Consider the following 13,901-nt stretch of genomic DNA (forward strand, 5'->3'; position numbering starts at 1 on the left):
GAATATCGCGTCGCGGGACTAGCGTCGCTCCCATGAGCGCATTCCTCTATGCCGCGACACGGACACCCTTCGGCCGCTTCAACGGCGCGCTGGCCGGCGTCCGCCCCGACGACCTCGCCGCAGCCGCCATCACCTCGACGCTCGCCAGGGTGCCGGGCTTCGACCCGGCCGCGATCGACGACGTGGTGTGGGGCAACGCCAACGGCGCGGGCGAGGAGAACCGCAACGTCGGCCGCATGGCCGCGCTGCTCGCCGGCCTCCCGGTGAGCGTGCCCGGCACCACGGTCAACCGCCTGTGCGGCTCCAGCCTCGACGCGGCGATGACGGCCAGCCGGACCATCGAGTCCGGCGACGCGGAGGTGGTGCTCACCGGTGGTGTGGAGTCGATGACCCGGGCACCGTGGGTGCTGCCCAAGTCGGCGAAGCCCTTCCCGGCCGGCGACGTCACCGCGGTCTCGACGACCCTGGGCTGGCGGCTGGTCAACCCGAGGATGCCGAAGGAGTGGACCGTCAGCCTCGGCGAGGCCAACGAGCAGCTCCAGGAGCGCTTCGGCATCTCCCGCCGGCGGCAGGACGAGTTCGCCGCCCGCTCCCACCGACTCGCCCACGCCGCCTGGGAGTCGGGCTTCTACGACGACCTCGTGAGCCCGGTCGAAGGGGTCGACCTGACCCGCGACGAGGGCATCCGGCCCGGCTCCACGCCGGAGGTGCTGGCCGGACTCAAGCCGGTCTTCCGCACCCCGGAGCAGGGCGGCACCATCACCGCGGGCAACGCCAGCCCGCTCAACGACGGTGCTTCCGCGGTGCTGTTGGGCAGCGAGAGGGCGGCGGCCACGATCGGGACCGACCCGCTGGCCCGGATCGCCGGCCGCGGTGTGATGGCGCTGGAGCCGCAGGCCTTCGGCTACGCCCCCGTCGAGGCGGCCAACCGTGCGCTGGCCCGGGCCGGGATCGGCTGGGACCAGGTGGGCGCGGTCGAGCTCAACGAGGCGTTCGCCGTGCAGTCGCTCGCCTGCGTCGACGCGTGGAAGATCGACCCGGCCATCGTCAACCAGAAGGGCGGAGCCATCGCGATCGGGCATCCCCTGGGCGCCTCGGGCGGCCGCGTCCTCGCCACGCTGGCCAAGGTGCTGCGCGAGACCCGGCAGCGGTACGGCGTCGCTGCGATCTGCATCGGCGTCGGCCAGGGCCTGGCCGTCGTACTGGAGAACTGCGACGTCACGGAGGCGACCCGATGAGCCGGGCGGAGATCCTCGACAGCACGGACGCGGCGGTCGCCGGGATCGAGGACGGCTCCACCGTCCTGATCGGCGGATTCGGCCTGGCCGGAATGCCGTTCGACCTGATCGACGCGCTGATCCGGCAGGGTGCGAAGGACCTCACCATCGTGTCCAACAACGCCGGCAACGGCGACGTCGGACTGGCCGCGCTGCTGGCCGCCGGCCGGGTGCGCAAGGTGGTGTGCTCCTTCCCGCGCCAGGCGGACTCGTACGTCTTCGACGACCTCTACCGCGCCGGGAAGATCGACCTGGAGGTGGTGCCGCAGGGCAACCTCGCCGAGCGGATGCGCGCGGCCGGGGCCGGCATCGGCGCCTTCTACTGCCCGACCGCGGTCGGCACCCCGCTGGCCGAGGGCAAGGAGGTCCGGGAGATCGACGGCCGTACCTACCTGCTGGAGTACCCGATCAAGGGCGACTACGCGCTGATCGGCGCGCACATCGCGGACACCCTGGGCAACCTCGTCTACCGCAGGACGGCCCGCAACTTCGGGCCGGTCATGGCCACGGCCGCGACGACGACCATCGTCCAGGTCGACCAGGTCGTCGAGCCCGGCAAGCTCGACCCCGAGGCCGTCGTCACCCCGTCCATCTACGTCGACCGGATCGTCCAGGTGACGGCCCGTCGTTACACCGTCCAGGGGGCACGATGACCACCACGTCCACCGACCACCGGCTCTCGATGGACGAACTGGCCGCCGTCATCGCCCGCGACATCCCGGCCGGCGCCTTCGTCAACCTCGGCATCGGGCAGCCCACCAAGATCGCCGACCATCTGCCGGCCGACTCCGGAGTGGTGCTGCACACCGAGAACGGCATGCTCAACATGGGCCCGAAGGCCGAGGGCGACGCGATCGACCCCGACCTCACCAACGCCGGCAAGGTCCCCGTGACCGAACTGCCCGGAGCGGCGTACTTCCACCACGCCGACTCCTTCGCCATGATGCGCGGCGGCCACCTCGACGTCTGCGTCCTCGGTGCCTACCAGGTCGCCTTCAACGGCGACCTCGCCAACTGGCACACCGGCAAGCCGGACGACATCCCCGCCGTGGGCGGCGCCATGGACCTCGCCATCGGTGCCAAGGACGTCTACGTGATGATGACCCTGTTCACCCGCTCCGGCGAGCCCAAACTCGTCCCGCAGTGCACCTACCCGCTCACCGGCGTCGGCTGCGTCAGCCGCGTCTACACCGACCACGGCGTCTTCGACGTCGGCCCGGACGGCGTACGGATCCGGGAGACGTACGGCGTCAGTGCGCGAGAGCTCGGGGAGCGGCTCGGCATCCCGCGGGCGTAGGGCTCGCGCGGCGGGAGTACGCGTGGCGGGGATCCTGTTCCTCCGCCGTGTCCCGCCGCGGGTGGGAGCTGGACTCCGAACCGCACGCCGACGGCACGGGCCACTGGAGGATGCTGTTCAGTCCGGCGCTGCCGTTGTCCTGCCCCGCCCCCATCACGGTGACGATCCACGACGTTCACCATCGACGTCTCGGAATGAGCTCCGTGAGACAGGTGTTGTGGACCGGTATGAGCGAAGCTGTGGTGGCTAGTGCGTACGGCGGTCCCGAGGTCCTGTCGGTCATCGAGGTCACCGTCCCCGATCCCGGGCCCGGTCAGGTGCGGGTCGCCGTCCGTGCCGCAGGGGTCAACCCCTTCGACCACAAGGTGTACAGCGGTGCCTTCGGAACCGACCCGGCCCGGCTGCCGCTGCGGCTCGGCACCGAGGCCGCGGGTGTGGTGACCGCGGTGGGCCCCGACGCGCTCGGCCCCGCGGGTCCGGTGGAGGTGGGCGACGAGGTGATCGTCTACCGCGCGCCGGGCGCGTACGCCTCCGACATCGTCGTCCCGGCTTCGGAAGTGGTGCCGAAGCCGGCCCGGCTGTCCTGGGAGCAGGCCGGTGGGCTGATGTCCGCCGGAGTCACCGCCGTGCACGTCCTCGAGGCGATCGGCCTGGGCAAGGGCGACACCGTGCTGATCCACGGCGCCGCCGGGGGAGTGGGCCTGGTCGCCGTCCAGGTGGCGGTGGCGCGCGGAGCCACGGCTCTCGGAACGGCGAGCGCGGCGAAGCACGAGTTGCTGCGGGACCTGGGCGCGATCCCGATCACGTACGGCCCCGGCCTGGCCGACCGGGTACGCGCGGCGGCGCCCGACGGCGTGGACGCGGCGGCCGACCTCGTCGGAACCGACGAGGCGGTGGACGTCTCGGTGGACCTGGTGCCCGACCGCTCCCGCGTCGCCACCATCGCCGGATTCGAGCGTGGCGCTCGGGCCGGCATCAAGCTCCTCGGCGGCTCACCCGGCGCGGACCCCGGCACGGAGATCCGGGCAGCGGCCCGCCTGGAGCTGACCGCGGCGGCCGAGGCGGGCCGGCTGCGCGTCCTGATCGCCGGCAGCCACCCGCTGCGCGAGGCCGCCGCAGCACATCGAGAGATCATGACCGGCCACACGACCGGCAAGATCGTCCTGCTTCCCTGATGTCAGACCGCCAGCAAGGTCGGACGGTCAGCTGCCGACGCATCTCGACGGCGTCGTGCAGTGCGGGCATGTGCACGAACCCTTCGTCGCGGACCTGGTAGACGGCGTATTCGACGACTTCGAGCGAGACACTCGAGGCCGCTCGGCGAGCCGGCAAGCTGTGCACCGACATCCCTCCGGCGAAGGTGCTGCAACCGGAGTTCGGCTTCCACGACCTCGCCGGCCGCCGCGGCCCGGCTCCTGGGAACCGCCCTACGCCGGACGCTTCACAGGATCCTGACTCTGTTGATGCGCACCCCGCCGGGATGGCTCGGCCAGGTGTACACGGTCCACTTGTCGATCGCCTGAGTGGGCTGCCACGTGCCGTCCCCGTACCACTGCACGCGGTTGTTGCCGGTCGAGATCTGGGTGACCCACCAGTTCGAGGAGAGCAGGTCGGCCTCTCCGGCGTTCGCGTAACACCGCAACTCCGAGTTCTCGCCGGGACGATGGATGGTGATCTGCAAGAAGTCGCTCCGGCTGCAGGTGCCTTCGTTGATCGCGGACGCGTTCGTCGCGCCGACGGTGAGGGCAGCCGTGACCGCGATGGACGTCAGCGCGGCCAGAGCCGCTCGTCGTGCGATTCGTCGCATGGAGATGATCCACCTTTCAGGAGTCGCGCCGTTCCGAGCCAGTTCAGCTCAGGCTCGGTCCGGCAGCCAGACCCGTCCGTGCCTATCCCCGGCCGGGGCAGGCACGGTGCCGCGGAGCGGTCGATACTCGGAACCATGAAGGGTCAAGCACAGCTCGGGGACTTCCTCAGGACGCGGCGTTCGCAGCTGCGTCCCGCGGACGTCGGAGTACTCACGTACGGCGAGCCCCGGCGTGTTCCGGGGCTTCGGCGGGAGGAGTTGGCGCTGCTGGCGGGTGTGAGCGCCTCCTACTACACGCGACTTGAGCAGGGCCAGTCGCAGAGCGCCTCGCCCGAGGTGCTGGACGCGATCGCCCGGGCCCTGAAGCTGGACGAGTCCGAGCGACTGCATCTGCACGACCTGGCCCAGGCGGACAGGGGCCGCCACCGCCCTCGACGGCCGGCGCCGGAGCGGGTGAACGAGGCGACTCGTCAGCTGCTGGAGGCACTGGACGACGTTCCCGCGCTCGTGCTCGGCCGACGCAGTGACGTTCTGGCGTGGAACCGTCTGGGCCACGCGCTGTTCGCCGGGCACCTGGACCCCGACGTCCCGCAGAGCGCGGGCCGGCGCCCCAACATGGCCAGGCTGGTGTTCCTCGACCCGCACACCCGCGAGCTGTACGCGGACTGGCCCGGCAAGGCCAGGGCCGTGGTGGGAAACCTGCGGCTCGTGGCCGGGCAGCACCCGCAGGACAGCGCGCTGCACGGGCTGGTGGGCGAACTGAGCTCCCGAAGCACCGAGTTCGCATCGATGTGGGCCGACCACCGGGTCCAGCCGTGCACGGTCGCGACCTACGAGATGCGGCACCCGCTGATCGGCGCCCTCACCGTCGTCCAGCAGACCCTGAGCCATGGGAACGGCCCCGTCGTCGTCGTTGCCACCACGGAGACGGGCTCGCCCTCGCGTGCCGCACTGACCCTGCTCGCCCAGGCGGCCGCACCGGCCGCCGCACCGTCAACCATCCGGCCCACCCTGCCGGAACCCCGCCCCGCGGGCCCGTCGTATACGGGATCCCCGCTCACCGACTGACACCGGCACAGATCTCCACCGCCCACGGCAGCCGCGTGGTCGTGCGGACCCGTCATGCCCTCGACCGCCCAACCCCCATCCACGTCGGTCACATCCCATGGAGGAACCATGTCCAGAACTCTCCGCAACCTCACCGTGGCGTCAGCCGTCCTCCTCGCGGTCACCGGCGCTGTGGCCTCGACCGGAGGCGCAGCGGCGGCCGCGGCCGCACCGAAAACCGGCCCGCGGGTGTCCGTGCACTTCGACCTGGCCAAGGGCCAGACACCGGAGAACATCGCCTTGGCGCCGAACGGCGACGCCTATGTCACCTTCGCCGCCGGCCGACAGGTCGCCGTGGTCTCCCGCGAAGGCACCACCCGGATCCTGGCCACCCTGCCCGCGCCCGCCGACGGTGGCATCCACACCCCCGTGCTGGGCTTCCCCCTGACGGTCGGCATCGTCCGCGCGCACGACGGCACGCTGTACTTCCTCTACGCCACCGGCACACCCGACCTGACCGGCGTCTGGCGTCTGCGCCCCGGAGGCGAGCCGCAGCGGATCGCCGCGCTCCCCGCGAACGGGCTCCCCAACGGCCTGGCCCTGGACGCACGTACGCGCACGCTCTACCTCACCGACTCCGTGCTCGGCACCATCTCGCGAGTGCCCGTCACCGGTGGCACCCCCACCACCTGGTCGGCAGCCCCCGAACTGGCCTCCACCGGCTTCCTGGGCGCCAACGGCCTGAAGATCCACAAGGGCGCGGTCTGGGCCACCAACCTCGACAAGGGCACGGTCCTGCGCATCCCGATCCTCCCGGACGGTCGTGCCGGCCGGGTGAGGACGGAGGCCACCGGGCTGCAGGGGATCGACGACTTCGCCTTCACCGGCCGCGGCGAGCAGTTGCTGGCCACCCTGAACGGCACGAGTCAGGTCGCGCTGGTCGAACCCGACGGTGGGCACTCCATCGTGCTGAACCCGGCCGACGGGCTGCAGAACCCCACGTCCGTCGCCGTACGCGGGGACACCCTCTACGTCACGAGCGCCGCGTACGTGACCGCCGAAGACCCCAACCTGCTCCGCCTCCGGTTCAGGAGCTGAGGGGGATGCCGTCCACGTGGGGGAGGAGCGAGGCTCGCACCACGTGGGTCCGGATACGACAGAGTGGATCGGCCGGGCACGCAGTGAGCCGTCTCACGCGAGTGCAGCGGTGTCTCTCTCGACCTTCGAGTCCGACGCGTCCCGGTGTACAGTGACGACCGCCCTTGACCTGCACAAAGCAGGCAGGGAGCCGTCTTTCAGGAGTTCGACATGCTGCGCACCATGTTCAAGTCCAAGATCCACCGCGCCACCGTCACCCAGGCCGACCTGCACTACGTGGGATCGGTGACCATCGACGCGGACCTTCTCGACGCCGCCGACCTGCTGCCCGGTGAGCTCGTCCACATCGTCGACATCACCAACGGCGCCCGGCTGGAGACGTACGTCATCGAAGGCGAGCGCGGTTCGGGTGTGATCGGTATCAACGGTGCCGCCGCCCATCTCGTCCACCCCGGAGATCTGGTGATCATCATCAGTTACGCTCAGGTGACCGACGCCGAGGCGCGGGCACTCGTACCCCGGGTCGTGCACGTGGACCACGACAACCGTGTCGTCGCGCTCGGGGCCGATCCGTCCGAGCCGGTGCCCGGTTCGGACCAGGAGCGCAGCTCGCAGGCGGTGTCGGCCTGACCCGTTCGACGACCTTCGGACCAGGAGCGTGCCCATGAGCGACATCGAGATCCGCGACGACCGACAGGCCGGGCGCCTGGAGGCCTTCGCTTCCGGGGGAGGCGAAGTCGTCGGCCACATCCAGTACTTCGTCCTCGAATCGCCCGAGCGCGCCCTGGTCCCGGTCCACACCATCGTCGAACCGGCCCACGAGGGCCAGGGCATCGCCGGCTCCCTCGCCCGCGAGCTCTACACCATCGCGGCCCGCGAGGGCATCCCCGTCGCGCCCCTGTGCCCGTACGTCGTCAAGTGGGCCGAACGCCACCCCGACGAGGCCCCCGCGGCCGACCCCCAACTCCTCCGTGCGGCGAAGCAGTGGCTGGCAGCCAACCCCGAGGGCTTCTGACCAACCAACACGGCACCGACGCCGCCCACGGCTCCGAGATCGGCAATCCCGTCGCGCCGTGAGCAACCTCCGGCGCGGGCTCGTGAGTTGAGATGCCACCGGTCCATGGGCTGCGGTCCAGCCGGTCGGTGGGGTGAGGTGCCACCGTCTCCACGGGCAGCGGCTTCCATCGGTCCTTGGGCTGCGGTCCAGCCGGTCGGTGGGGTGAGGTGCCACCGGTCCACGGGCCGCGGCTTCCGCCGGTCCATGGGCTGAGTTGCCACCGGTCCACGCGCCGCGGCCTCCACCGGTCCATGGGCCGCGGCCTCCACCGGTCCGAGGACCGCCCTCAGCTTGAGCCAGGTGCCGCCGGTCCATCGGCCGCGGCCCCGCCGGTCCGTGAGTCGCAGCCCGGCCGATCCACGAGCCGGACCGCAAGCCCCCCATCCCTGGGCGGCTACCCGGCCTGTCCCGCGAATGCGGTCCCCAGCGACGCCCAGGGCCGCGAGCAACGCAGTTCGCGAGCCGTGGCCCCGTCGATCCACGAGCCGAGTCGTGGCCCCATCCATCCCTGGGCCGCGACCCGGACTATCCCTCGACCAAGGTTGCCACCGACCCCTCGGCCCCAGGCCGGCCGGTTCGCGTCGATGTGTCTGGGGAGGGGGTGGCACGCTCATGGGCGGGCAGTTGCCACGCATGAACCGTGAGGCCGCGGCACAGTGACACGCGGCCCCGCCTGCCTCCCCCCTCACACCGTCGGGTGACTGCCGGGATCGGTCACGGGTACGCGGGGAGTAGTCCAGAGACGGACGGAGCAGTTCAGAGCCGACGTCGACCGACTGGCTGGAGGACCTGATGACCAACCCGTACCCCGACCCCGTACCCCCGGGTCCCACTCCGGGCCCCGGCCCGGCCCCCACACCGGGCCCGACCCCGGAACCCCCGGCCCCAGGTCCGGACCCGACCCCGGGCCCAGGCCCCGTTCCGGACCCGACGCCCGGCCCCACCCCCACCCCCGACCCGGCCCCGTCCCCGATCCCCCCGGGCCCCGAGCCGGTACCGAACCCGGAGCCGGGTCCGCCGCTCAGCTGACGACGAGCGACACAGTGGAGGAGGGCCACCGAGCGGTGGCCCTCCTCCATGCCGTACGTCTCGGACGTCAGGCCTCCACCTCGGACCGGTCCCCGCCCCACAGCGTGTGGAACGAGCCCTCGCGGTCCGTGCGCCGGTAGGTGTGCGCTCCGAAGAAGTCCCGCTGCCCCTGCGTCAGCGCCGCAGGCAGCCGCTCGGCGCGCAGCGCGTCGTAGTAGGCCAGCGCCGCCGCGAAGCCCGGCGTCGGCACACCCTGGCGCGTCGCCGCGACGATGACCTCGCGCCAGTCGTCCTGCGCGGCGGCGATCTCCTGCGCGAAGGTGTCGTCGGACAGCAGGCTCGGCAGGTCCGCGCGGGTGTCGTAGGCGGAGCGGATGCGGTCCAGGAACGCCGCCCGGATGATGCAGCCGCCACGCCAGATCGCGGCGACGGCACCCAGGTCGATGTCCCAGTCGTACTCCTCACGCGCGGCCGCGATCTCGTGGAAGCCCTGCGTGTACGACACGATCTTCGAGGCGTACAGCGCCTGCTCGACCCGGTCCGCGAAGGCGCCCGCCTCGGCCTCCGACAGCGGCGTCGCCTTGGGCCCGGCGAGACCGCGGGACGCCTCCCGCAGCTCCGCGTGCCCGGACAGCGAGCGCGCGAAGACCGCCTCCGCGATACCCGAGACCGGGACACCGAGGTCCAGCGCGATCTGCACGGTCCACCGCCCCGTGCCCTTCTGCTCGGCCTGGTCCACCACCACGTCCACGAACGGCTTGCCCGTCGCCGCGTCCACGTGGGACAGCACCTCGGCCGTGATCTCGATCAGGTACGAGTCGAGACGGCCCGTGTTCCAGGTGCGGAAGATGTCCGCGATCTGCGCGGGGGAGTACCCGGCCACGTCCCGCAGCAGCTGGTACGCCTCGCCGATCAGCTGCATGTCGGCGTACTCGATGCCGTTGTGGACCATCTTCACGAAGTGCCCGGCGCCGTCGGGACCGACGTGGGTCACGCACGGCGACCCGTCGGCCGCCTTCGCGGAGATCTTCTCCAGCATCGGACCGAGCGAGTCGTACGACTCCTTCGGGCCGCCCGGCATGATGCTCGGGCCGTTGAGCGCGCCCTCCTCGCCGCCGGAGACGCCCATGCCGACGAAGTGGATGCCCTGCTCGCGCAGTTCGCGCTCCCGGCGCCGGGTGTCCGCGAAGTGCGCGTTGCCGCCGTCGATGATCATGTCGCCGGGCTCCAGGAGCGGCGCGAACTCCTGGATCACGGCGTCGGTCGGCTCGCCGGCCTTCACCATGATGACCAGTCGGCGCGGCCGCTCCAGCGCCGCGACGAACTCCTTGGCGGTCTCGGCCGCGATGAAGTCGCCCTCGCTCCCGAACTCCTCGACCAGGGCGTGCGTACGCGACGCGGTCCGGTTGTGCAGGGCGACCGTATAGCCGTTGCGGGCGAAGTTGCGGGCCAGGTTGCGGCCCATGACCGCGAGGCCCGTGACGCCGATCTGCGCTGTAGTGCTCATACGGTGTGGCTCCTAAAGCATCCGTTATCGGTGGTGCCGGTCGTCCGACCAGTATCGACCCTGGCCATCCTGACGTGCCGGTACGGCGTGCGCACGTCCGGGGTGTGCGTCGTTACGCAGGCAGATACGCACGAAAGCCCCCGCCTGCCTCAGCCGTTTCCCAACTCGGCCGTGAACGCGCCCGCTTGAGCTCCGGCTCGGCTGGTTGCCGTCTTGTCATGGCCTGTTCGCAGCGCTTACTTTTGCCCCTCCTGGCGCAAGACGCATGTCGTAGGGGGAGGCCACCATGGCCGTACGCGGCCGGCACCGTCGGTATCAGCCGAACAGGATCAACCGCGCCTCGCTCACCGTCACCGCGGGTGGCGTGGGCATCGCGGTCCCGCTCATCGGCACCGGCACGGCCCACGCGGCCGACGTGGACACCTGGAACAAGGTCGCCGCGTGCGAGTCCAGCAACAACTGGAGCATCAACACGGGCAACGGCTATTACGGCGGGCTCCAGTTCACCCGGTCCACGTGGGAGGCGTACGGCGGCACCCGGTACGCGGCCCGTGCGGATCTGGCCACCAAGGACCAGCAGATCGCCGTGGCCGAGAAGGTGCTGGACGGACAGGGACCGGGCGCCTGGCCGACGTGCTCGGTGCGGGCCGGGCTCACCCGCGGGGGAGCAGGCCCGGACATCCAGCCCGTATCCAGGAAGTCGTCCTCGGCGCCGGACGTCCAGCCGCAGACCACCCCGCAGTCGCGGGCCGGGACCGCCGAGATGTACACCGTGGTCCGCGGCGACTCGCTCTCCGGGATCGCCGACGCCGAGAAGGTCCGTGGCGGCTGGCGGCAGCTCTACGCCGCCAACCGGCAGACCGTCGGGGCCGATCCCGACCTCATCCTGCCCGGGCAGCGGCTGAAACTGCGGGCCATGGCCGGTACGACCACCACCGCCGACCCCGTCTCGACGAGGAGGACCTCCTCCGGCTCGCAGACGACGGAGAAGAGCGAGAAGGCGGAGAAGAAGGCCACGGACAGCGGCCTGGTCGCCCCCGTGAACGCCTCTCTCAGCACCCCGTACCACAAGGCGGGCTCGTCCTGGTCGAAGGGCTACCACACCGGCGTCGACTTCGCGGTGCCCACCGGGACCACCGTGAAGGCGGTCGCGGCCGGGAAGGTGGTCGCCTCCGGCTGGGGCGGCTCCTTCGGCTACCAGGTGGTCATCCGGCACGGCGACGGCCGCTACACCCAGTACGCCCATCTGTCCGCCATCTCCGTGAAGGCCGGGCAGAGCGTGGGCGCCGGACAGCGCATCGGCCGCTCCGGGTCCACCGGCAACAGCACGGGCCCGCATCTGCACTTCGAGGTGCGGACGGGGCCCGGCTTCGGCTCCGACATCGACCCGGTGGCGTACCTCCGGGCCGGGGGCGTCAGGATTTGACCCGCGCGCGGTGCCGGTCGAGCATCGGCAACGGGATGTAGGCGGCGCCGTAGAAGGGGCCGTAGTACGTCGGCATTTCGGCGCGAGACGCCGGGCGCTCGTCGGCCGGGCCGCCCGTCAGCGCCGCGGGCGCCGCCGGGGCCGGGACGAGCAACTCCTCGCGCAGGGCGGCGACCTGCTCGACGAGCACGCCCTCGCGCACCAACGCGTCGGCCGGTGACTCGGCGGGCGCCGGCAGGAACACCTCCTCGGGCTCGCCCTGCGCGGCCAGGAACCGGGTGTCCCGCTCGCCCGCCGCCGACGGGAGTCGGGTTTCCCGCTCGGTCGCGGCGGGCAGGAATCCGCCTTCCCGCTCGGCCGCCGTCAGGAGCACGTCCCCGCCCCGGAGCACATCCTCTCCCAGCAGCACATCCTCCCGCTCGCCCGCCGCCGGCAGGAACCCGTCCTCGCCCTCGGCCGCCGTCGGCTCCGCCTCGGCGTGGGTCCGCTGGATTCGCTCCGTGGTCAGCAGGATCAGACCGCCCGCCGCCACCACACCGCAGCTCAGCGCGAGCGCGGTGCCCGTGGTGCCGTAGCGGAACGTCTCGCCGAACATCGTGATGCCGACCGCCGCCGCCACCACCGGGTTGACGACCGTCAGCGTGGCCAGCGGGGCCGCGAGGCCCGCGCCGCGGTAGGAGGCCTGCGACAGCATCAGACCGGCCGTGGCCAGCACGCCGATCGCGGCCAGTGAGGGCAGGTCCGCCGTGGCGATCCCGCCGCTCCAGTCGACGGCGACCGTCTTGGTGAACACCGAGGACATGCCGAACGCTATGCCGGACGCGGTCGCGAGCAGCACGCTGCGCACCGCCGGGTGCCGGTGCGCGGCCCGGCCCGCGATCATCAGCGCGACCACCGCGGCGGCCGTGACCAGCCCGGCGAACACCCGCTGGGCCGTGCTCAGCGACTGCGCGTCGGCCGCGCCCACCAGGGAGAGCAGACCGGCAAGACCCACCGTGGCCATGATCGCGCCCCGCCAGGCGGTGGCCCCGGCCCTGCGGCCCACGAACAGCGCGGCCATCGGCAGCGCGAACACGATCGTCAGGGCGCCCAGCGGCTGGACCAGGCTCAGGGGACCGTACGCGAGCGCCACCACGTGCAGCAGTCCGCCCAGGCCGTTCAACGCGACCGCCGCCCACCAGCTCGGCCGGCGCAGGGGCGCGTACTGCTCGTCGGGGTGCGACACGGCGACCTGCTCCTGCACGATCGCTCCGCCCGCGTAGGCGACGGCGGAGACGAGCGAGAGGAGCACGGACAACGCGAGGGCACTCATGAGCTGCTCCTCTGCGTGAGGCGGGGGCGACTTGCCCGGTGCGACGAACGGTCGTCTTCCATGAACAACACGATGCCCGGAAAACTTCTTCCCGTCGTCGTACCTGAGCAGGCAATGGGTCCTACTGCCGATGGAGTACAAAAGGGTCCGTGTCCTCCCCAAGGCGGGTGACACGGGGTGGAGGCCCCCTGGTGGGTTCCCCTACGGGCCTTGGTACTACTGCTGGTCGTGGACCTCGACCCGGAACTCGCGGCGCTGCGACCGCTCGGCGCCTTCTTCGTCCTACGCACGATCGGCGACCCCGCCGGGACCTCGCGCCCGGCGCTGCCGACCCTCGCACAAGTCTACGAGAACCGGTCGTCGGATGTTTACGGAAATTCCCTGACTTTTCGTGTCCGGAAGGTCGCCCAGGCCCTGAACGCCCCCGAGCCCCGGATCGGGGCCTCCATCGCCCACCTGGGCCTCGCGGCCCGGCTGTGGTCGGTGGCGCTCGGCTGTGCGGCCGTGTACGGCCGGATCCCCGACCTGTCGCCCGGCCGGCTGCACTGGGACCCCGACGGCAGCGCCCCCGACGACCTGTGGCTGAGCCTCCAAGGCCTACAAGGACCCCGAGGACGCCAAGGCTTCCAAGGCCTCCAAGGTGCGGACGAGTCCCTGCCGGGTGACGCCCAGACCCTCGCCGACACCGTCCTGCACGGCCACCTCGAACCCCTGGCCGCCGCGCTCCGCACCCAGTACCGCCTGGCCCTCGGACTCCTGTGGGGCAACGCCGGATCCGCCCTGGCCGGAGCCGTCCGACAACTGAGCCACCACAGCACCGGCGACCGCGCCCGCACCCTCGCGGCCGAGCTCCTCGCCCACCCGCTCCTCGCGGGCACCCTCGACCCCCGCACGCTCCGCCGCCGCAGCTGCTGCCTGTACTACCGGTTGCCGCAAGGAGGCGTGTGCGGTGACTGTTGCTTCACACGAGCCCCGCGCTCTTCCCCGCGCGGCGCATCTGGGTGACCATGAAAGCCGACCAGCCGCAAAGACAGGGGGTTCCGG

General features: G+C 71.8%; 13 protein-coding genes. 10 read left to right on the forward strand and 3 right to left on the reverse strand.

Annotation, left to right across the window (positions count from 1 at the left end; translation table 11 throughout):
* Positions 1-32 precede the first annotated feature (32 nt).
* From ACFULQ_RS00760 to ACFULQ_RS00775, 4 genes are all read left to right on the forward strand, one after another.
* Entirely contained in the window at positions 33-1,238 is a 1,206-nt protein-coding gene (locus tag ACFULQ_RS00760) for a thiolase family protein (protein ID WP_383536195.1), read from the forward strand.
* On the forward strand, positions 1,235-1,930 hold the full coding sequence (locus ACFULQ_RS00765) for a 3-oxoacid CoA-transferase subunit A (protein WP_383536196.1): 696 nt from the start codon (positions 1,235-1,237) through the stop codon (positions 1,928-1,930). Before ACFULQ_RS00760 ends, ACFULQ_RS00765 begins: the two co-directional genes overlap by 4 nt.
* On the forward strand, positions 1,927-2,574 hold the full coding sequence (locus ACFULQ_RS00770; RefSeq protein ID WP_383536198.1) for a 3-oxoacid CoA-transferase subunit B: 648 nt from the start codon (positions 1,927-1,929) through the stop codon (positions 2,572-2,574). Before ACFULQ_RS00765 ends, ACFULQ_RS00770 begins: the two co-directional genes overlap by 4 nt.
* Positions 2,575-2,816: 242 nt before the next feature.
* Positions 2,817-3,749, forward strand: a complete 933-nt coding sequence (locus ACFULQ_RS00775) for an NADP-dependent oxidoreductase (protein WP_383536325.1) — start codon at positions 2,817-2,819, stop codon at positions 3,747-3,749.
* Positions 3,750-4,015: 266 nt separating this feature from the next.
* Here ACFULQ_RS00775 and ACFULQ_RS00780 read toward each other — a convergent pair whose 3' ends face one another.
* Complete coding sequence (locus ACFULQ_RS00780) at positions 4,016-4,381, reverse strand: beta/gamma crystallin domain-containing protein (protein WP_383536199.1); 366 nt, start codon at positions 4,379-4,381, stop codon at positions 4,016-4,018.
* Positions 4,382-4,516: 135 nt separating this feature from the next.
* On the opposite strand from ACFULQ_RS00780, the gene ACFULQ_RS00785 reads away from it, so the two are divergent.
* The 4 genes from ACFULQ_RS00785 to ACFULQ_RS00800 all read left to right on the forward strand — a co-directional run bounded on the left by ACFULQ_RS00785 (position 4,517) and on the right by ACFULQ_RS00800 (position 7,541).
* Positions 4,517-5,449: a helix-turn-helix domain-containing protein gene (locus ACFULQ_RS00785; protein WP_383536201.1), complete on the forward strand. Its 933-nt coding sequence runs from the start codon at positions 4,517-4,519 to the stop codon at positions 5,447-5,449.
* Positions 5,450-5,557: 108 nt separating this feature from the next.
* Complete coding sequence (locus ACFULQ_RS00790) at positions 5,558-6,526, forward strand: hypothetical protein (protein ID WP_383536203.1); 969 nt, start codon at positions 5,558-5,560, stop codon at positions 6,524-6,526.
* 210 nt (positions 6,527-6,736) lie between these two features.
* Positions 6,737-7,156, forward strand: coding sequence for an aspartate 1-decarboxylase (gene panD / locus ACFULQ_RS00795; RefSeq protein ID WP_383536205.1), 420 nt, complete (start codon positions 6,737-6,739; stop codon positions 7,154-7,156).
* 34 nt (positions 7,157-7,190) lie between these two features.
* Positions 7,191-7,541 carry a GNAT family N-acetyltransferase gene (locus ACFULQ_RS00800; RefSeq protein ID WP_383536207.1) on the forward strand — a complete coding sequence of 117 codons (351 nt, stop codon included), beginning with the start codon at positions 7,191-7,193 and terminating at the stop codon, positions 7,539-7,541.
* 1,138 nt (positions 7,542-8,679) lie between these two features.
* Here ACFULQ_RS00800 and gndA read toward each other — a convergent pair.
* Positions 8,680-10,119, reverse strand: coding sequence for an NADP-dependent phosphogluconate dehydrogenase (gene gndA / locus ACFULQ_RS00805; RefSeq protein ID WP_383536209.1), 1,440 nt, complete (start codon positions 10,117-10,119; stop codon positions 8,680-8,682).
* A gap of 286 nt (positions 10,120-10,405) precedes the next feature.
* Here gndA and ACFULQ_RS00810 point away from each other — a divergent pair, with 286 nt between their 5' ends.
* Complete coding sequence (locus tag ACFULQ_RS00810; RefSeq protein ID WP_383536210.1) at positions 10,406-11,545, forward strand: transglycosylase family protein; 1,140 nt, start codon at positions 10,406-10,408, stop codon at positions 11,543-11,545.
* Here the strand turns inward: ACFULQ_RS00810 and ACFULQ_RS00815 are convergent.
* Positions 11,535-12,857 carry a DMT family transporter gene (locus tag ACFULQ_RS00815; RefSeq protein WP_383536213.1) on the reverse strand — a complete coding sequence of 441 codons (1,323 nt, stop codon included), beginning with the start codon at positions 12,855-12,857 and terminating at the stop codon, positions 11,535-11,537. The genes ACFULQ_RS00810 and ACFULQ_RS00815 overlap by 11 nt on opposite strands.
* 210 nt (positions 12,858-13,067) lie before the next feature.
* Between ACFULQ_RS00815 and ACFULQ_RS00820 the strand changes: the two genes are divergently transcribed.
* Entirely contained in the window at positions 13,068-13,862 is a 795-nt protein-coding gene (locus ACFULQ_RS00820; RefSeq protein ID WP_383536215.1) for an IucA/IucC family C-terminal-domain containing protein, read from the forward strand.
* Positions 13,863-13,901 lie beyond the last annotated feature (39 nt).

It is taken from the genome of Streptomyces sp. NPDC057253, assembly GCF_042669125.1.
Classification (GTDB): Bacteria; Actinomycetota; Actinomycetes; order Streptomycetales; family Streptomycetaceae; genus Streptomyces.